The 20243-nt window shown below is 38.7% G+C and carries 11 protein-coding genes and 1 tRNA gene; 6 read left to right on the top strand and 6 right to left on the bottom strand.

Annotation, left to right across the window (positions count from 1 at the left end):
* Window positions 1-70: 70 nt before the first annotated feature.
* The 3 genes from EFY79_RS14420 to EFY79_RS14410 form a co-directional block, all read right to left on the bottom strand.
* Window positions 71-2257, bottom strand: a complete 2187-nt coding sequence (locus EFY79_RS14420) for an OstA-like protein (protein ID WP_123121421.1) — start codon at window positions 2255-2257, stop codon at window positions 71-73.
* A gap of 1 nt (window position 2258) precedes the next feature.
* On the bottom strand, window positions 2259-3269 hold the full coding sequence (locus tag EFY79_RS14415; protein ID WP_123121420.1) for an MlaD family protein: 1011 nt from the start codon (window positions 3267-3269) through the stop codon (window positions 2259-2261).
* Between the two features lie 158 nt (window positions 3270-3427).
* The gene (locus EFY79_RS14410) at window positions 3428-4393 is read right to left on the bottom strand and encodes an N-acetylmuramoyl-L-alanine amidase family protein (protein ID WP_158605222.1); all 966 of its coding nucleotides are present in this window, start codon (window positions 4391-4393) and stop codon (window positions 3428-3430) included.
* Window positions 4394-4486: 93 nt separating this feature from the next.
* Between EFY79_RS14410 and EFY79_RS14405 the strand changes: the two genes are divergently transcribed.
* Window positions 4487-7363, top strand: a complete 2877-nt coding sequence (locus tag EFY79_RS14405) for a putative LPS assembly protein LptD (RefSeq protein WP_158605221.1) — start codon at window positions 4487-4489, stop codon at window positions 7361-7363.
* 19 nt (window positions 7364-7382) lie between these two features.
* Here EFY79_RS14405 and EFY79_RS14400 read toward each other — a convergent pair whose 3' ends face one another.
* On the bottom strand, window positions 7383-7823 hold the full coding sequence (locus EFY79_RS14400) for a hypothetical protein (RefSeq protein WP_123121417.1): 441 nt from the start codon (window positions 7821-7823) through the stop codon (window positions 7383-7385).
* A gap of 372 nt (window positions 7824-8195) precedes the next feature.
* Window positions 8196-8705, bottom strand: a complete 510-nt coding sequence (locus tag EFY79_RS14395) for a DUF7935 family protein (protein WP_123121416.1) — start codon at window positions 8703-8705, stop codon at window positions 8196-8198.
* A gap of 113 nt (window positions 8706-8818) precedes the next feature.
* On the opposite strand from EFY79_RS14395, the gene EFY79_RS14390 reads away from it, so the two are divergent.
* Both EFY79_RS14390 and EFY79_RS14385 read left to right on the top strand, forming a co-directional pair.
* Window positions 8819-9157, top strand: a complete 339-nt coding sequence (locus tag EFY79_RS14390) for a HesB/IscA family protein (RefSeq protein ID WP_123121415.1) — start codon at window positions 8819-8821, stop codon at window positions 9155-9157.
* 115 nt (window positions 9158-9272) lie between these two features.
* A tRNA-Pro gene (locus EFY79_RS14385) sits at window positions 9273-9346 on the top strand.
* 564 nt (window positions 9347-9910) lie between these two features.
* Here the strand turns inward: EFY79_RS14385 and EFY79_RS14380 are convergent.
* The gene (locus tag EFY79_RS14380; RefSeq protein WP_123121414.1) at window positions 9911-12229 is read right to left on the bottom strand and encodes a DUF5703 domain-containing protein; all 2319 of its coding nucleotides are present in this window, start codon (window positions 12227-12229) and stop codon (window positions 9911-9913) included.
* Between the two features lie 534 nt (window positions 12230-12763).
* Between EFY79_RS14380 and EFY79_RS14375 the strand changes: the two genes are divergently transcribed.
* The 3 genes from EFY79_RS14375 (at window position 12764) to EFY79_RS14365 (ending at window position 20158) form a co-directional block, all read left to right on the top strand.
* Window positions 12764-15541, top strand: a complete 2778-nt coding sequence (locus EFY79_RS14375; RefSeq protein WP_123121413.1) for an alpha-d-galacturonidase — start codon at window positions 12764-12766, stop codon at window positions 15539-15541.
* 128 nt (window positions 15542-15669) lie between these two features.
* A complete protein-coding gene (locus tag EFY79_RS14370) occupies window positions 15670-17229 on the top strand; it encodes an MGH1-like glycoside hydrolase domain-containing protein (RefSeq protein WP_123121412.1) in 1560 nt (519 codons plus the stop codon).
* A 61-nt stretch (window positions 17230-17290) separates the two neighbouring features.
* Complete coding sequence (locus EFY79_RS14365; protein ID WP_123121411.1) at window positions 17291-20158, top strand: glycoside hydrolase family 95 protein; 2868 nt, start codon at window positions 17291-17293, stop codon at window positions 20156-20158.
* The last annotated feature ends 85 nt before the right edge of the window (window positions 20159-20243 follow it).

Genomic DNA, 20243 nt, shown 5'->3' with positions numbered 1-20243 from the left:
TACACGTTTTTATCAAAAATAAAAAGCGATGTATTTATTGATTCACTATGCTTTTGCAATACAGAATAAATTACTCAAACAATTCAGCGCGGTTTTTAGGCCGTTCACTATCAAGCCATTTAAAATCTTTTAACTTTCGCTGATCCTCAGGGATCTGGCTCATAGGATACATTTTGCCTTCAACAGAATTGACAAAAAGCACCTTAATAATATCATCGTTTTTAAAATACAAATCAATCACATCGCCGATGGCCCTGTTCATACCGATGTAGGCGCTGTCTTCATCCTGGAGATAATAAATACTCTCAGCCTGGCTGCCTTTCACGCGCATATAATCTATTTTCCCATCGATAAAATATCCATTAATCGTTTTGCCTGCCATTTGGTTAAAAAATCCTTCTTTCGTCCGGTTCACTATCATTCCATTTTCAAAAACATACAACCTTTCAGGCTGTTTATTTTTGGTATAAAGAAAAATCGTATCACCGGCGATTTGCGTATTGCCGCTCCATACCACAGGGCTGTAATACAATCGGAATACAGAATCCTTGGAAGATATAAAAAGGCTGTCACACACACTTTGAAGCGAGTCATTAAAAATTTTCACATGATGAAAGGCGAGAAAATATCTTATAGAAGTATCCGCCTTATTCGATGAATCTGTAATTGATTTTTCTATAGTTTTTAAACTATCAGGAAGCTTTCCCCGTAATGCTTTTAATGAATCTGCCTGCAACGAGTCTGTAATTGCTGAATCAGCTTTCGTTTCGTGCATGGAAGAATCATTGGTTAGTTTTTGCAATATAATCCGTGCAGGATTATCAGCCGAAGATGAATCTTTAGGCAGCGTAGCGCTAACTATCGCAGAGTCTTTTGCCGGCGCAATGGTACGGTTCTTTTTGCGCCGTCTTTTCTTTTTTTCTGATAAAGATAATTCCTCTGGAATCAATTTATTTGTAGTGTCTGTTTTGTTGCTCAAAGAATCTTTCTGTGGAATCGGCTGCTTTGGAGGCTGTTCAGGAATAAAAAGAGTAGTATCGTTTCGTTTGCTTGCCTCGTTTAAACCAGGAAGATTTTTTATTTGAGTCAAAGAATCTCTGTGAATATTCAATGAATCACCAGGAAGGATTTTCTTTGCCGAGTCACTTTTATTTTGGCGCTGTTGAAGAAAAAATTCTGCCGTCGAATCGGTGGCCAGTGTTTCCTCTACTTTTTTATTTTCTGATACATTCACATTCACCATTGAATCTTTCTGCAAGACTTCATTTTTATTTTTTACAAAAGCCGTAAATCCGGAATAAATCGTATCGGCAGCTATATAGGTGCTGTCATTCTTTTGTTTGATAATCAGAACAGGCTTTCTTGTGGCAAGAAAAGAATTCTTATTCTTATTCATAAAAACCTGGTTGGCTATAATCGTGTAGCCGCCTGCAGAGTCAATAATTACCGCATTTCCTTCCAACTGGGCATTACCTGTTTTATTTTCCAGGGCCATGGTATTGGCCGAATACAATCTTCCGCTGCTGTCTTTTACGGTAGCACGGTTGGTGAAAAAGGCATTGCCGCTGTTCAAATCGTATGTTCCGCTGGAAGTATTCACTTCCACCTCCGGAGTTTTGATATGGGTGGGGCTTATAAATGTACCTTGCCTGGTTTGCATGTTATACAAAAGTGAATCGGCGCGAATATGCTTTTGAGGCTCGTCCAGCTTTACGTTTTTCTTAAAATAAATATCTTTCGTATCGTCATAATAGGTTCCTTCACGGCTGGTAATTACGCTTTTCCCTTCTATTATTTTTCCACCATTATGAAAATTTCCGATACCAGTCTGAAGATTGTAATCAAGATCATCTGTAAAAAGAGTACCACTTTTATTCGTGAGCTTTACTTTGTTTTTTAGATAGGCAATTTTTTCAACGCCAAGATATTTAAGGTACTGACTGTAAGTATGCACCGTATCGGCCTGGTTAATTTCAATATTTCCAAACGCTTCCATAATATGAGTGACGGGATTCACCACGGCGCTGTCGCTGTGAAAAATCGTAGAGCCTTGTTTGATTATGGCGCCTCCGGCGATGGTTTGTAAGGTAGTAACCGAATCGATTTTAATAGCCCGCATACTTGGCCCGCGGATAATCTCAAATTCTCTTACTGTGTCGGCCTCAGGCGGATTTTGAGCCGGGGTTACCTGGCCAAAGGAAATATTTGTAAATAATAAAAAAAAAATAAGTACGGAATATTTCAGCTTACAAAACATATTATTGTTTTACCGCTTTTATGCTATCATCTATCAAAGGGGCTGTGAGATAATTGCCTTTGTCTTTTTTTCCAAACACTGAAATGTTTAAATACCTGCGCGGATGCACTCTTATGTCATCCAGGAGGATATTTAATTTGTCAGAAGTGCTTTCAAGATTATGGTATAAAGTTTTGTCATTTAGTAAAAGGCCTAAGGAGCCATCCTTGCTGTTTATTTTTTCTGCACCGGTTTTAAAATTATTAATAGCAATTTGAAGGGAATCCATCGTTTGTTTTAAATTAATAGCCGAAAGATTGCGGGTTAACAACTGTGTGTTATTTATGATGCTATCGAGCTGTGCATTGTTGTCATTGAGATTTGAAGTGAATTTTTCCATGTTTTGCAGTGACCTGGCCAGCGAGCCATTCTGAACATCCACAATCTTTCGCAAAGATTCCGAAGTAAGAACAAAAGAGGCTGTGGCTGTATTCACATTCGCGAGGATGCTTTGGATATTATCTTTCGTCCTCACATCAAATACCGTAGTGACGGTAGTCAGAACCGAATCTAGAGACTTGACCGCATTTTTTACTTCATATAAAACGGGGTTAATAATCTTCATTGCTTCGTCAAAAGCGCCGGCGCTGAGCGTTGTCAGCAAGGTATCGCCATTTTTCAGATAAGTAGTAGCATCGCCAAGCTGGATTTCCATGGTGGGGCTGCCTAACAAGTTAGGATTAATTACCGCCAATGAATTTTTGGGGATGTTGACATCTTTGGTAAGAGAAACAGTAACCAGAATATGCTTCATATCTTTTCCGCCATCCAGGTTGGCAATCCGTCCGATCTGCATGCCGTTAATCACCACAGGATTTGATTGCTTTAATCCCTGCACATCTGAATAGACTGCATAGATGTGCGTTTCCTTTTTGAATATCCCCTTTCCTTTTAAAAATCTGAACCCTACAATCAACAACGCCACACAAACCACTGCAAGCACTCCTACCTTTGTTTCATTGCTTATTTTCATTTGGTATTTTTTCGTAATGAGTCTTTTAAAGAAATATTTTCTTTAAAAGTATTATGCGAAAATAGGAAATTCATTCTCAGTTGATAACAAAATGAATGTAATCATTACAGGAGTGTTCCATTTTGATATTCTTCAAAAAAGATAAAAAGTGGTAAGAGTTAATTTTCGGCGGCAGGAGTTGTAGTATTAGCAACCGATTTAGGATTTTCCATCATATTTCTATATTTAACCAGCGCATCCGCAATTGCCTGGGCAATTTCTTCCTGGCCTTTTTCACTGGTCAGATATCGTTCATCGTCATAGTTGGCCACAAACCCTGTTTCTATTAAGATAGCGGGCATTTGGGTGGCGTGCAAAACCCACAATCCTTTCTGGCGCTGCCACACACCCAGGTCGGGCCGGCCGGTTTCTTTAGCTACTGCTTCCTGCACAAGTGAAGCAAGCTGATAACTTTTCCTGAAATAATTCTGCGAATATAAAAGAGCGCTGGCCTTATATTCCGGGCTGTCGTAATTCACATTTGCAGTGCTGTCATCCTCATCGGTATTAAAACCCAGATCGCCTTCTTCCAACGCCTTGATTTTATCACTCGTTTGCCGAGCAGCTAAAATTAAAGTGCTTGTACCCTTGCGCGAAGTTGGAATTTTATAATAGTGCTTAATAGCAACCCGGCGTGTATGTTTGGTACTTACTTTTTTCCTTGACTTGCCCTTGCCTACATAACGATGCGTATAATAAGTTTCATTTTTATATCCTACAATCCGCGACCCTGTTTTTAAGTCTACAGCATCTGCGTGGATACATACAAATAAATCGCCGTGATGTTCATTGGCAAACTTTGCTTTTTCGTGAACAGACATGTACACATCTGTAGTTCTGGAAGGAATAATATTTACATCGGGCATCGCCTTTTTTAGGTACTCAACCAGCTTCATGGAAATGGCTAACGTGATGTCTTTTTCAAGTGAACCAAGGGTACCCTCATATTCTCCTTTGGCCCCGTGATCCTGCCCGCCGTGCCCCGGGTCGATAATTATTGTTTTGATTTTACGGGGGCTCTGGGAAAAAGCACTGTTGCTTAAAATCAGTATGGATGTCAATAAAAAAAACACCGTTCTAAACATAGTAAATAACCTGGATTTTTTTGATTCGAACATTACAAATGTTAGTTATAAAATTTTCAATACAATTCTTTTTCAATCTTCACATATCCTTAATTGGAATATCTCTATTTTTGTTGCCTTCCTGCTATGCTAAACAGAAACGAATTTAGGTCACAAAATATTTTACCGTTTGTTTTTACAGCGTTCTTACTTGTATGTTTATATTCCACGGTAAAAAGCAGCGATCTGAATTCCAAAAAAAAATACCCTGTTTCAGCCACAGGCAATTATAATGATTCAGAATTAATTACTTCAAAGAAAAACCATTTTTCTGTTGCAAAAAAGCAAAAGTTTCTATTGGATTCTGTTCCCTCCGCAGGCAACAACTTGATTGATTCTGTTCCTTCTAAAATAACAGATTCTACAGATTCAATTTTAGAAAAAAAAAACGTGGATTCATTACACACTCAAGTTCCCGACAGTCTTAAAAAAAAGGACACTATCCCTTACCATCTTGCAAAGAATGCGCTGGAATCGCCTCTTGATTATTCCGCGGAAGATTCAATGGTAATAGATGTAAAAAATAAAACCGTTACACTATATGGAAATAAGGTAACCACAAATTATAAAGAGAATAAACTTACAGGCCCCGTTATTGCCTTTGATGAAGCTTCGGGCGACATTATAGCCTCGAGTAAAAAAGACAGCACCGGAAAAACGGTGGCCTTTCCTACCTATAAATCTTCTGACTTTATTTCGCAAAGCGATTCGATTCGGTTTAATATGAAAACGGGCAAAGGTCTTACTAAGGGGACTTATACTCAGCAGGGCGAGATGTATGTTTATGGAAAGGTGATCAAAAAAGTAAGCCCTGATGTTTTTTATGCATTAAAAGGAAGGTTTACTACCTGCAACCTCGATACGCCTCATTTTGCCTTTATTGCAAATAAAATAAAATTTATAAACAATAAAGTGGCTATTTCGGGGCCGGTCCATCCAGAGTTTGAAGGCGTACCCATTCCAATTTATTTTCCTTTTGGCATTTACCCATTGAACCAGGGAAGGCATTCAGGATTTTTGGCGCCTAACTTTACCGTAAACGAACAAAAAGGCCTGGGGCTGGAAGGTATTGGGTATTATAAAGTGATTAGCGACAACTGGGATATTGTGGTTCGAACGGATATCTACTCCTACGGAGGATGGGCATTGCATTTTAATCCCCGCTATTCGAAACGGTACCATTATGGTGGCAACTTCTCGCTTGATATTCAAAATTTCAATTACAATTTTAAGGGCGATCCTGATTTCAGTAAAAACCGGTCATTTCATATTTCCTGGTCGCACAGTGCGGACACCAAGTCGCGGCCTGGCGTTACGTTTTCTGCAAACGTAAATGCAGGTACCAGCAGCTTTAACAGCCAGGTTCCAAATAATCCAACAGTGAATTATCAGAATCAGCTTTATTCGTCAATTGCCTTTTCAAAATCGTGGCAAGACCTGCCGTTTAATTTAACGCTGAGCGCCAATCATAATCAGAATACGCAGTTAAAGGAGTTTAATATCAACCTGCCCACTTTAGGATTTACGATGACTACCATTTATCCTTTTCGCCGGAAGGACGCGGTGGGCGAATTGAAATGGTATGAAAATCTGGGTATTGGTTACAACCTTGATGCAAAAAACCAGTTTTCATTTAGTGATTCTACCGGCCACCCCAGGCTGAGTGAACAAATAATGAATAATCTTCAATGGGGCGCTCACCACAGGGTGCCGATAAGCCTTTCGCTGCCGCAGATGGGCGTTTTCCAATTGTCGCCTTCAGTAAGTTATGATGAAACCTGGTACCAAAGCAAAGTAGCGCTGAGCTGGGACAGCACGTTTAGAAAGCTCGATACCTCTGTCGACAAGGGATTTTATACGGCGAGGCAGATGTCTTTTGGATTGAGCATCTCCACCCGCATCTTTGGGATGATAACCTCTAAAAGTAAAAATTCTTTTATCCAGGCTATCCGCCATGAAATCAGGCCTACGTTTGGCATAAGCTATCAGCCGGATTTTAACCGGAGAAATTATTACACCTCCATCATCGATACCACAGGAAGGAAGGAGATTCTCCCCTATTTCCCAACTACCTATAATTTGAACGGGCCCTATACTAATGGCCGCTTTGGAGGCTTTAATTTCGGGTTGGAAAATAATCTCTCCATGAAAGTGCGCGACAAAAAAGATACGGGAAATGCTTTGAAAAAAATATCCCTGATTGATGCGTTCAGCATTAACGGAAGCTATAACTTTTTCCCGGTTGACTTTCGCCATTTCTCCAATATATCGGCATCAGCCTCCACTAATCTTTTCAACAAAATAAACCTGACGACCAGCGCCAACTTTGACCCTTATGAAGTGGACAGCACCGGCCGCGACAAAGATCTTTTGGTTTGGAAAAGAAAGCCTATCTCATTAGGAAGATTAACAAACTGGAATCTATCGTTATCAAGTTCCTTCCAGGGAGGCAATAAGAAAACCGGCGAAAAAGCCGGCGTGAAGCCCGATGAAAATGCCGCAGACCAGGCCTTGTACGGGCAGGACCAATACAACAGCGATTTGGCTTACATCAGAAATAATCCCGGCGAATTTGCAGACTTTAATATACCGTGGTCTGTAAATCTTTCGTTTGCATTAAGCTATTTGAAATCTTTTGATGTAAAAAGCCAAAGCTTTATCGGCGCATTTACGCAAAACATGCAGTTTGGCGGCACGTTAAACATTACTCCAAAATGGCAAATGGGTATGCAGGGCTATTTGAATATTTCATCCGGAAAAATTGAACCGCTCAGCATGTCCATTTCCCGAGATTTGCATTGCTGGCAAATGTCTATCAGCATCACACCGCTTGGCCTTTACCGGTATTACAGCATCAACATCAGCCCCAAATCGCCCATCCTTCGCGACTTGAAAATCAACAGGACCCGCTCTTTCAATACAGGCCTTTAAGATTGAAGAAAACCTGAGCTTACTTGCGTTTGATATTGCTTTTAATATATTTTATCCAGGTGCGGATGAAATAAGAATTGTTAGTATTGGTCAATTTCGCATCACATAAATGCATCACTTCATTAATGCCTTCGCAATTAGCTGTCAGAATATAATCGAACCTTGGTCCGGAAGCCAGCTTAAAAGCGCGTCCTTTGAACTCTGCACAGCCTGCGTTAAAATCAATGGCGGCAGCATTATTATTTTTCCCGTTGAGAAGGTTATCAATTTTTTCTAAAACTTCCAGGAATTGCGGAAGGGCTTTCACTTCAACGGGAAAAAACTTTTTATATTTTTCCAAATCCGTTAAACGGTTGGTATAAACTGCAGGACGGGAAATGGCTTCATCAAGAAGGATATATTTTTGGGCGCGCGTAGCTAAAGAAGCGCATAAAATTGCTAATAAGAAAAAGTATTTCATAACACGGAAGAATAGTTTATACAAAACAGGCAGTGTTGGTTTTGGATTTGTTTCACAAAACATCCGCCTGCCAAAAGCAATATAACAGGCATCATATTTACATTTTTAGTTGCATCGGGTTGAAAATAATTTTGAAATTAGCTTGTTTTAATTTCGGTTTCATTCTTAATGATAATACTTAATGAGAATAATTGTAAGCTGATATTTTGAATAAACGATGATTTACTGGCTCTGTTTTTAATAAAACAATGGGAAAAAGCTCGCAGCTTGATGATCATTTTTTTAGCAAAATGAAAAAAAAGCGATGGAAAAATTAATTGCACGTTAATTGTTTGTTTACTGTTTTGGAAAGCTCGCTTCTGTGTAAAGTAGTTACATAATCTTTTTCGCTTCGTAATTAATCGCCTCAAGCACAATGTTATGCAGCGAAGCATTGGAATTATTAATCAGGTAATCAATGATGTGTTTATTTAAGTCCATACCGGATGCCTGTGGAGGAAGAGTAGCAGCCAATTGATTGATGATATAAATATTTTGTTCTTTTAAATTGTTAACCGCCCGCCACACTTCAGGTGAAACATAAATTTGCTGGCTCATATTGTAATCATATTCCTGCTTAATAGCGTCAATCAAAGACATTTGCATTTGCCTGCACGAAAGTCCGGGATTATTTTGCCTGGATAGAAGGTTTTGCAAAGCAATTCGCTCGGTCAGCAACGTGATTCTTTCATACGCCTGCAGCCTGAGCCGAAGAGTATCTGAATCGGCATTTTTGTGCTCGTCTATTTGTTTTTTCAAAGCGGAAAACTCCGTCAATATCCACACGAAAGCTAACAGCAGTACGAATAAAAAAAGGGTGATTACCGTTTCAAATGTTGACATATTGATAAATTAAAGACAAAAATAAACATTCCACTTTTAAGGTTGTATTTTTGAGAAGTTAATAAAAACAAGGTTTAGTCCTCCCTCTTAAACGCCCATTTTGTAAAATAATTATGGAAACAACACAATCACCCGTGCTCCTCACCCACTCTGCTGTAGCGGAAATTAAAAAGCTAATGGCATCACCGGAAAATGAGAATAAATACTTACGAATAGGTGTAAAAGGCGGCGGTTGTTCAGGAATGTCTTACCTGCTGGGATTTGAAGAAAAGACTGATAAAGATGAAATTTTTAACCTGAATGGAATTAATTGTATCATTAATCCCGCCCACCTGCTGTATTTAAATAATATGGAAATAAACTGGGAAGGTGGCTTAAATGCCCGTGGCTTTTCTTTTTCTAATCCGAACGCCAGCACCACCTGTGGCTGTGGTAGCTCTTTCGGCGTTTAATCTCAAAGCTTTCAGTAAAGCTATAAATATTTGTAATTTTTGTTCCACAGTTTTCAAATTATGTATGATTTTCTTGTTAAAGAATTATCATTTAGTAGATTTGCAGCCAAATTAGCGGGTAGTGGCGCAGCCCGGTAGCGCACACGTCTGGGGGGCGTGGGGTCGCAAGTTCGAATCTTGTCTACCCGACTTTTTATCTTTTTGTATTTTACTCATCTTTATCCAAGATTTACCTGAAACGCTTGACCGTAAAGCGTTTCGGGTGTAATCAAAAATTTACATGACTTGCAGGTGGACTGCAGGAACTGAAACTTCACCTACTGTGCGAATAAAAAACTAAATACACAACCAGCGCCAAGGTTTGTATATCCAAGTCATTTTTCTGTTCTTCCAAGGAACTGGGATAAAAGATGGGCAGAGTTACAAATACAGAACCGTTGAGAATGATTATAAATAACCATTTAGAATTTTTTCTATAAATACTTTTAAAGATTTTCGTGATTATGCAGTGCTATTAACAAGTAAACTTGTTTTACCCAACTCTAACATTAGAGTCAAAAGAATAAAGAACTTAAGCTGATAAAACACATGGCAACCTATTGCAAACCTTACGCAAGTCTATTGTTGTATTTAATTCAATATAGTCAGGCAATTTTTCGACCGTTGTCAAAAGAGTAAGTTTGATATATTCCAACAGCAGATGTATAAAAAGTATGCATTTATCTAAATCTTTCTAAGAAAATTAATGATTTCTTATCTTCCGAGCATAGTAACCACATCCTTCTTTCTTGATTCAGGAGTAACCTTTAATAATTCAACTTTGCCATTTTTCAAAATGCCTTCCACAATAGTTTCGTACGGCGCATGCAATTTGAAATGAACATTCCAATCTTTTGGCCATGCGGGAAATAAATAAATTTTTTGTCCATCCGTTTGCAATAGCATTTCCTGCAATGCTATCATGCCCGTTCCGCCCCAGTTATGATCTGGTGTCCAGTCGTAGCCTGGTCCCCAAAAAGCAGGAAAACGCTTTTCTGAATTCTTTAATTTAAGTACCGTCAACCGGGCTGCATCCTGTGTTAATCCCAGCCGGGCCGCAAAGATATTATCTTGCTTCCACCCTATATAACTTCTAAACTTAACCACATTCGAATCATATTTATAAGTGTTGATGGCGATAGAAAGATTTGGTTTTCCTATGCCATATATTCCCCACGGAAATACAGGATAAAGTTGTGGGCTTTCTGTATTATTGATGCGTTCCCAAAGCTGAGCGGGTGCAATAGTTGTATGCCCATCAAATTCCGCGAAGCTGATGGGTGGCAACCTGTGTAACATAGTGTCCCAATGTTTCCGGCGTGGTTCTGTGAGATACTTTTTGGGTAATGCCAGCAGCCTTGAAAGTATTGTTTGTAACCCGGCAATAGTAGAAGTGGAATTGTAAGCCATTTTATACGTTTCAGCCGCAGAGCCGGGATACAGCACAAGGTTGCCATTCCCATCGAATGCTTTACTTCCGCGCAATTTTGCAAGATATTGATAATGCTCATTAAAGAAGGTTAGGCAACTTTCTATAAACGGAATATACCCTGAAATATCAGCATTTACGTAATGCTCCTGTTCAAGCATCATAAGACAGAATTGCAAAACACTATCCCATTCATATTCCAGCCATGAATTGTACTGTAATCCTTTGTCGTACCACGATGGTCGTTTCAAACCATATTCAGCATAGTTCGGCAATCCGAAATTTTCAAGTTGTTCCGTAAAACATGCTCCGTCGTGGCCCCAATATACTTTCGTTCTTACTTCGGCATTTTTTAATGACCGCAGATAAAAATCAAACTGAGATTTCATCATATCAAAATCCCGACTTTTTATCATAGGAAAATAAACAAGACGCTGGTTTTGAGCTGTCATCAATCCTCCACCCCATTTTCTAAAATCAGGTGTAAATTTCGAATTGGAATCAACCAATGAGGGGTCATACGTAAATAAGCCTCCATTGAATTTAGTTGGATATTTCCCAAATGCATTACAGCCAAGCATGTAACGAAACAACTGGTAATTTCTGCCCGATTGCCAAACATCAGAATTTTCATCGGGAGTATCCGGGTTAATAAAAATGAAACTCCTGTTCCAGAATTCTTTCCACCATTTAGCAGTATTTCTCCAGTCATTTTTTTCTGTCGTTTTCGTTCTTGATTTTATCTTTTGTAAACTATCTTCCCATTCATTTTCTTCATCGGCCTTTTGTGTATGCAGGTAAATATTAATCTCCTGTGAACGCGATGCTTTTATGCTTTTTAATTTCCATCCTTCAAAATCAGTATCTATGTATTTTCCTTGCAAAGTGCCGGCTGGCCTCATTCCTGTTCCTTCCATTAGCCCGCCAAAAACCAGGTTTTTGAGCGGATTAAAAAGTTGGTTTTTTACTGAATCAAGCCCTTGCTCATGAACCGTTTTATCAAAGATGGAAGGGGATGATTTATTGGCATGATAAAACAGAATTCCATTTTTTTTAAACGCGATATGATCTTTAAATGTAATTACTTTTTCGTCTGCCCATTTGTATGAGTTGGCGTTGTTTTCGCCTTTGCGTGAAGGCCTGTCTTTATAGCGCCAGCTCTCATAAGTAGCTTCTGCAGTCACGGCCTTGTTGCTGCTAATTTCGACGTGCACCACGGGGTTAAAAACATCTACCCAGATTTTAATGGTCGTATTTAATTTTTTGTTTTTCCCTGAAATTTCGACAGAACCATTGTGAAGTATCAATTGTTGTTTGAAACTATTTCCCTCAAAAGGATTAGGAGTAAGTCGTATCCTTATTCGGCCCAATTTTAAAAAACCATTGTTTTCATCGAATGTGCCGCTTTTTGAGATATAAAATAAAACGTCTCCTTTTTCTGTCCACACATTCAATCCAATATCGCCCCCGCCGCACGGCATTGATCCGGAAGAATTTTTACTTTGGCTTGTCCATACAATGTTACAATTATCCAGTTCATTTTCCTGGGCAAAAATGTGAACCGGAAACAACAAAAAAATGAACAGTAATTTGATTGGATTCATGTGAGAAGTTATTATCCTAAAAATAAAAGTAGTTTAACCGGCGAGAATAAAAATCCGCTAAATATGTTTGTTTACTGGCAAATATAACAACCTCAATTTTGCACCATAAATAAAATAGCCATTCGATTCTATCATTTAATGAATGATTCCAAAATTAAAAATCTTCTGACGTGCAATTAGCAATTAAAAAAATAATCCATTAACATAGTCAGATAATACATTTTTTATAAATAGTGATGCGCTTAGCTTTACAGCGATTGATTTAAAAAGTATTTCGCGTAATTCCCGGATTATACATTAGTGAAATAGTTTAGAAATTTTTTTCTAATGATCAATTTACTTTAATAATTAAAAATCTTTTCATAATACAAGCAATACGGAGTTTGGTTTTTACCAGGCTCCCTTTTTTACCTTTTATTGAGAATTTTTTTTAAAAATTATTAAGTAAAAAAATTTAGGAAAAAATTGATTTGCAGAATTGGGCTTCATCCTGAAACTGCGATTGATTGTTAGTATTATTAGACTTGAAGAATTATGAACGTATCCCGCTTGCTTTTATCATTATTATTTATCATTTCATCTGCACAAAGTTCTCCTTTGTATGCACAAACGAAAATAACACCAGGAGCAAGAAACATTTCTATTGCGATAGCATCTGCAAGTAATAATCGAATCAATTTTGGGGTCAAAAAATTATCAGATGCATTGACAGATGCAGGTTATACAGTACATAAAATTTCTGCGAACAAAATTAATTCATCCATAAAGGATTTAATAGTTGTTGGAAAAGAAAACGATGCTTTATTAAATAAGGCTGCCGGCTTATTGAATATAAGTTTCACCATGAAAACCGGCAAGGAAGGATTTTCTATCGCATCCGGCGAAAATAATAATATCGTCATCACAGGTACAGACAATTCCGGCGCTTTGTACGGTTGCATGGAATTAGCGGATCGCATACGCGAAAAAGGAATGTTGCCCGAACATATTTCGTTTACAGACCAGCCGGAAATGGTTCTTCGCGGCACTTGCATTGGTGTTCAAAAATCTACCTTATTGCCGGGAAGAGGCGTATATGAATACCCTTATACGCCTAAAAATTTTCCCTGGTTTTATAACAAAACACTTTGGATAAAATATTTGGATTCAATGGTTGAGAACCGGTTAAACTCTTTGTATCTCTGGAACGGTCATCCTTTTGCATCGCTCGTTAAATTAAAAGATTATCCTTACGCCGTTGAAGTGGATGATACCACTTTTAAGAAGAATGAAGAGATGTATCAATTTCTTACCACCGAAGCAGATAAGCGGGGTATCTGGGTGATTCAAATGTTCTATAACATTATTGTATCAAAACCTTTTGCTGAAAAAAATCATATAAAAACACAGGATCGGAACAGGCACATTACTCCCTTAATTGCTGACTATACAAGAAAATCTATTGCAGCTTTCGTAGAGAAATATCCGAATGTTGGATTATTGGTTACATTAGGTGAAGCAATGGAAGGAGTTGGCCAGGATGATATAGATTGGTTCACCAAAACAATTATTCCGGGCGTGAAAGATGGCCTGAAAGCGTTGGGTAAAAAAGAAGAACCACCAATAGTTTTACGAGCCCATGATACAGATGCACCATCTGTAATGAAAGAGGCGCTTCCGCTTTATAAAAATTTATATACCATGGCAAAATACAATGGTGAAGCGCTTACAACGTATAAGCCGCGTGGTACCTGGGCGGAGCTTCATCGTAAATTAAGCAGTATAGGAACGGTGCAAATTGAAAACGTTCATATACTGGCAAACCTTGAACCGTTTCGTTATGCGGCTGATGATTTTATACAAAAATGCGTCCTCGCTATGCATGATATTTATCACGCAAATGGGTTGCATTTGTATCCCCAGGCGTCTTATTGGGATTGGCCTTATACCGCTGACAAAACAAACCCGCGCCTGCTGCAGATGGATCGCGACTGGATGTGGTATAAAGCGTGGGCACGCTATGCATGGAATTGCCATCGCGACCGGAATGAAGAAGTGAATCATTGGGCCGGTCTGCTCGCCAACAAATATGGAAGCAATCTTTCCGGAGGAAAAAATATTCTGGAAGCCTTTGAACAGTCCGGAGAAATTGCGCCGAAATTGTTGAGAAGATTTGGTATCACTGATGGCAACCGGCAGACATTATCTTTGGGAATGCTGATGACAGAACTGATCAATCCTTATCGTTATGGTTTATTTACTTTATTGTATAATTCTGAATCACCCGAAGGAGAAATGCTGACTGAATATGCAGAAAAAGAATGGAAGTACGAAAAGCATACAGGAGAAACGCCTGTTCAAATAATTAAAGAAGTAAAAGCTCATGGGCAAAAGGCTGTAGAAGCGATAGAACATGCTTCGCCTTTGATTACAAAAGATAAAAAACAATTTGAAAGGATTAAAAACGATATGCACATTTACGATGCGCTTGCCAATTCTTATGCTGAAAAAGCGGAAGCGGCTTTATCGGTTTTGAGATATAAATATTCCAATGATATTACTGATCTTGAGAAAGCACTTCCTCACTTAGAGAAAAGTTTAGACTGGTATAAAAAATTAGCTGCGTTAACAAAAGATACCTACCTGTATGCGAATAGCATGCAAACGAAACAAAGAAAGATTCCTGTTAGCGGCGCGGATGGAAATTTTAAAACCTGGACAGAAATGTTGCCGGTGTATGAGAAGGAACTTACTTCTTTCAAAAAAAATATTGATTCTTTAAAGGCGCCAAAATCAAAAACAGCAGTAAAAAAGACAGAGCTGCTACAGAATGCCGCAGTAACTTTAATTACCAGGCCGGACGGATATTATTCAATAAATACTGGCAAGGAATTATTTAGCGATACCAGCACTTATATCAAGAATTTTGCTGAAGAATTAAAGCAATTGCAGGGCTTAAAATTTTCAAGAGTTAAACAATTGAAAGAGGGCACGCACCTTGAATTTTCGAATGCTAAACCGGTAAAGGTTTTGGTTGGTTATTTCAATACTCAAAATCCTGAATATCTTCAGCCACCTACTTTGGAAAATGATGCAAGCGCAAATGATTACGGCCAGGCACAAACGAAAATTGCCAATGCGCTGATCATATCCGGAATGCCGTCAGTGAACATTCACACGTTTTCTTTTAAAGCAGGCACCAATTCACTTGATTTGCCAAAAGGAGCAGTACTAATTTTAGGTTTCGTTGATGAGAATAAGTTAACGCGGTCTTACGATGCCGGGCTTTCGCAGTCAGAAGTAAAGGAAGAATTGGATTGGTTATTTGAATAAGAATAAGTGTGTCGATAGGTTGTTGCAGTAAACGAACAAATAAGCACTTTTTTTATTTTAAACAAAAGTGCCTGTTATGATACATTGCTTTTGTAGATTTTGTATTCAAAAAAAATGAATTTAAAAGAATGAAAAAAATTTTCAGTTTTATAATCACCAATATAAGTATCCTGTTTTTTTTAGGAAATACATGTCTTGCACAATCGTCTCAGCAATTTATATTGAACACAGATAAGTTGAAATCTTATGTCACTTATTTTAATTCAATAGATACTGAAGCGGTAAAAAATTATGTGCCTAATAAAGATGCGTTTGTCTGGCTGGCTAAAAATATTCCGCTTTTTGATTCCCCTGACACGACGTTGGAGAGGATGTATTATTACCGCTGGTGGTCATTCAGAAAACATCTCGTAAAAACACCGGATGGGTATGTTTTTACAGAATTCATCACACCAATGAAACATGCGGGAAAATATAACACGATCAGCAGTGCGCTGGGCCATCATATTTATGAAGGAAGATGGCTACATAATCCGGAATATATCAATGACTACATCAATTTTTGGTTGCATGTCGATAAGAAAACGAAGAGCCCTCACCTTCACAATTTTAGCAGTTGGTTGCAAAATGCGGTGTACAATCGTTACCTCGTTACTCTCGATAAAAGTTTTATACAAAATAATCTACCGGCATTGGATTCAGATTATCATCAGTGGGAAAAAGAGAGACAATTGCTTGATGGAAAATTCTGGCAATATGATGTTAGGGACGCGATGGAAGAATCGATCAGTGGCGGACGACATGTAAAAAATGTAAGGCCAACGATCAACAGTTATATGTATGGGAACGCAGTGGCAATGAACAACATGGCGAAACTTTTTGGAAACACTTCCCTTGAGAAAAAATATAAAGACAAAGCCGCGTCATTAAAATCAATCGTACAAAATTATTTGTGGAACGATAGCGCTTCTTTCTTTGAGGTTCGCCTGCAAAATGGAAAATTTTCTGATGCGCGCGAAGAGATCGGTTTCATTCCCTGGTATTTTAATTTGCCGGATGATAAAGTAAAATATGCAAAAGCCTGGAATCAACTTACCGATACAACAGGCTTTTGCGCTCCCTGGGGAATTACTACAGCCGAAAGAAGAAACCCTGGATTCAGAACGCATGGCTCAGGGCATGGATGTGAGTGGGACGGCGCTGTCTGGCCATTTGCAACCACACAAACTTTAAAAGGACTGGCAAACCTGCTCACTGATTATAAAAATAAGGGTAGCATGAGCAAGCAGGTGTTTTATAAAGAGCTTGACAAATATGCCAGGTCGCAACAAAAAAGAAGACTGCCTTACATCGGTGAATACCAGGATGAAAAAACCGGCGAATGGCTGAAAGAGGATAACCCGCGAAGTGAGTTTTACAATCATTCCGGTTTTGCAGATCTAATCATCAACAACCTTATCGGTTTGAAACCACGGCTTGATAATGTAATTGAAATCTTTCCATTAATACCAAAAGGACAATGGGATTGGTTTTGTTTAGACCAGGTTTTATATCATGGTAAAATGCTTACAATTCTGTGGGATAAAACCGGCAAAAAATATGGTAGAGGAAAAGGCTTTATAATTTTTGCCAATGGCAAAGAAATTTATAAAGGAAAAAATGTAAAACACGTGATGGCCAAAATGTAAAAAGACCGTTTTTGTTGGTTTACTATAAAAATCATAACTGCCGGATAAAAATTATCATTTGATGAAAGCACCTACAGTAAAAGGTTTCAAGTCCACACACCCGAAAGAGATAAGGCAAATCAGATGCCTTTTTATTCTTGCTTTTCTTTTCATATTTGTTACAACAGAGGCGCAGGAAAAAAACAATCTTACATTGTGGTACAATCAACCGGCTGAAAAATGGACGGAAGCATTGCCTATCGGAAACGGCAGGTTAGGCGCGATGATCTTTGGTGGCGTTGACCAGGACAGGATTCAATTTAACGAAGAAACACTGTGGACGGGTAAACCGAGAGATTATAACCGGCCCGATGCCTTTCAATATTTGCCACAAATCCGCAAACTTCTTTTTGAAGGAAAACAGAAGGAAGCAGAAAGATTAGCAGGAGAGCATTTTATGGGCCTGAAAAGCAAAGGCGGTGACAAAGCGGAATGGATAAAGGAAATGCGCGCTCTTAAAGGAATGAAAGGCAACCCGGCGCTTCCCGGATACGACGACAGCAAGTGGAAAACCATAACAGTTCCCACTTATGAAGGCTGGGAAACTGCAGGGTTGCAAGGACTTGATGGAGCGGTTTGGTTTAGAACAACGTTTACGCTTCCGAAAGAATGGAAAGGTAAGAACCTGGTGTTGGATTTAAATAAAGTCCGCGACCAGGATTTCACTTATGTAAATGGAAAATTGATTGGAACAACTGAAGGCGCGAATAATCACCGGAAATACATTATTCCAAAAGAGGCTTTGGTAAATGGAAAAAATACGATCGCCATACAGGTATTGAATTATTTTGATAAAGGTGGTATTGCAGGTTATAAAGATACATCAAGACATATGGTGATCTACCCGCAAAGCTCTGCAAACACAACGATTTCGCTCAACAAAAAATGGAAGTATTTTATTCAGAATGACGAGCCACCCGCTATTCCGCATTATCAGGCGGCGTACCAGCCATTCGGTTACTTGTGGCTCAATTTCAAAAAAATAAATAAAATTTCAGATTATAAAAGAGCACTAAATCTTACCGATGCCATTTCGCAGACGACTTATTCCTCCAACGGTGTGGAATACAAACGTGAATATTTTGCGAGTCAACCCAACCAGGTTATTGTTATTCATCTTACTGCGAGCAAACCTGGCAACGTTAGTCTGGAGGCGATGCTAAATAGTCCTCACAAATATTCTTCTGTAAAAAAAACTGCTGATAATACCATTGACCTTTCAGTAAAAGTGAGAAACGGCGCATTGCGTGGCGAAAGCTTTCTGCGTGTGGTTGCTGCAAAAGGAAAGGTGACTATTCAAAATAATAAAATAGAAATAGATAACGCAGACGAAGTAACATTATACCTGACCGCCGCCACTAATTACAAAAATTATAAAGACGTTTCAGGAGATCCTGTAGCTATTTGCAATAAGGCTTTACAAAGCATAAACGGCAAAACTTATCATGAAATAAAGGCAGCGCATATAAAAGAATATCAAAAGTATTTTAATACCCTTTCCATTAATCTTGGTAATAGCGAAAATGAAAAGTTGCCGACGAATGAACGTATTGAAAAGTTTGCTTCATCAAACGATCCGGCGCTTGTTGCGCTTTATCTGCAATATGGAAGATACTTATTGATTTCAAGTTCGCGGCCGGGAACTTATCCGGCAAATCTGCAAGGAATCTGGAACGACAAACTTGCGCCCCCATGGGGCAGTAAGTACACGACCAATATTAATGCAGAAATGAACTATTGGCCGGCTGAACTGCTCAATCTTTCGCCCATGCATCAGCCGATGTTTAAGATGATTAAAGAACTTGCTCAAACAGGAAAAGAAACCGCAAAAGATTATTACAATGCGCCCGGTTGGGTACTTCATCACAATACGGATATCTGGCGTAGTACGGCGCCAATCGATGCTCCTGATCATGGAATATGGGTTTCAGGAGGTGCCTGGTTATGTCATCAATTGTGGGAACATTATTTATTTACACAGGATAAAATGTTTTTAAAAGACACTGCTTATCCTATAATGAAACAAGCTGCCTTGTTTTTTAATTCATTTCTTATTAAAGATCCCAAAACGGGCTGGTTGATAAGCACTCCTTCCAATTCTCCTGAGCATGGCGGATTAGTTGCAGGCCCGACTATGGATCATGAAATTATAAGGGATTTATTTAGCAATGTGATTCAGGGAAGTGAGCTATTAAATACGGATAAAATTTTAAGAGATACACTCCAGGAAAAATTGGCAAGAATTGCTCCTTTTCAAATTGGAAAGTATGGACAATTGCAGGAATGGCTTGAAGACAAAGATGATACCAGCGACCATCATCGGCATGTATCTCATTTATGGGCTGTCTATCCAGGGAGCGAAATCAACTGGGAACAAACGCCACAGTTGATGAAAGCGGCACGCCAATCTTTGTTATACCGGGGTGATGCAGCCACAGGCTGGAGCCTTGCATGGAAGATCAATTTGTGGGACAGGTTTGAAGATGGTAATCATGCCTTTAAATTAATTCGAATGCTACTTAGTCCCGCATCAATCCATGGTGAAGGCTCTTATCCTAATTTATTTGATGCGCATCCGCCATTTCAGATAGATGGCAATTTTGGTGGCGCTGCCGGCATAGGAGAAATGCTTTTGCAAAGTGATACAAAATACATTGATCTGCTGCCTGCATTGCCTTCTGCCTTACCGGATGGAGAAGTAAAAGGCCTTTGTGCAAGAGGAGGATTTGTGATTAATTTAAAGTGGGAAAATGGAAAATTGCAACAGGTTGAATTATTCTCAAAAGCAGGCCAGCCTTGTCTTTTGCGCTATCATGATAAAGTGGTGGAGTTAAAAACAGAAAAAGGAAAAACTTATAAGTTCGACGGACAATTGAATGGAATTTCATAATGGCATTTGCAAAACGACATATCATTTTAGAAATTGGTGAAACTGCACAAAAGGTTTTACGCTATGCAAATTCTCATTTCCAAAA

It is taken from the genome of Hanamia caeni (genome assembly GCF_003721595.1).
Lineage (GTDB): Bacteria > Bacteroidota > Bacteroidia > Chitinophagales > Chitinophagaceae > Ginsengibacter > Ginsengibacter caeni.
The sequence above is the reverse complement of the archived record's forward strand: the minus strand, read 5'-3'. Positions and strand labels throughout refer to the sequence as shown.

Excerpts from the sequence above, each read along its gene's own strand:
- EFY79_RS14420 (WP_123121421.1), bottom strand. The coding sequence starts at position 2,257 with ATGTTTTGTAAGCTGAAATATTCCGTACTTATTTTTTTTTTATTATTT.
- EFY79_RS14415 (WP_123121420.1), bottom strand. The coding sequence starts at position 3,269 with ATGAAAATAAGCAATGAAACAAAGGTAGGAGTGCTTGCAGTGGTTTGT.
- EFY79_RS14410 (WP_158605222.1), bottom strand. The coding sequence starts at position 4,393 with ATGTTTAGAACGGTGTTTTTTTTATTGACATCCATACTGATTTTAAGC.
- EFY79_RS14400 (WP_123121417.1), bottom strand. The coding sequence starts at position 7,823 with ATGAAATACTTTTTCTTATTAGCAATTTTATGCGCTTCTTTAGCTACG.
- EFY79_RS14395 (WP_123121416.1), bottom strand. The coding sequence starts at position 8,705 with ATGTCAACATTTGAAACGGTAATCACCCTTTTTTTATTCGTACTGCTG.
- EFY79_RS14390 (WP_123121415.1), top strand. The coding sequence starts at position 8,819 with ATGGAAACAACACAATCACCCGTGCTCCTCACCCACTCTGCTGTAGCG.
- EFY79_RS14380 (WP_123121414.1), bottom strand. The coding sequence starts at position 12,229 with ATGAATCCAATCAAATTACTGTTCATTTTTTTGTTGTTTCCGGTTCAC.
- EFY79_RS14375 (WP_123121413.1), top strand. The coding sequence starts at position 12,764 with ATGAACGTATCCCGCTTGCTTTTATCATTATTATTTATCATTTCATCT.
- EFY79_RS14370 (WP_123121412.1), top strand. The coding sequence starts at position 15,670 with ATGAAAAAAATTTTCAGTTTTATAATCACCAATATAAGTATCCTGTTT.
- EFY79_RS14365 (WP_123121411.1), top strand. The coding sequence starts at position 17,291 with ATGAAAGCACCTACAGTAAAAGGTTTCAAGTCCACACACCCGAAAGAG.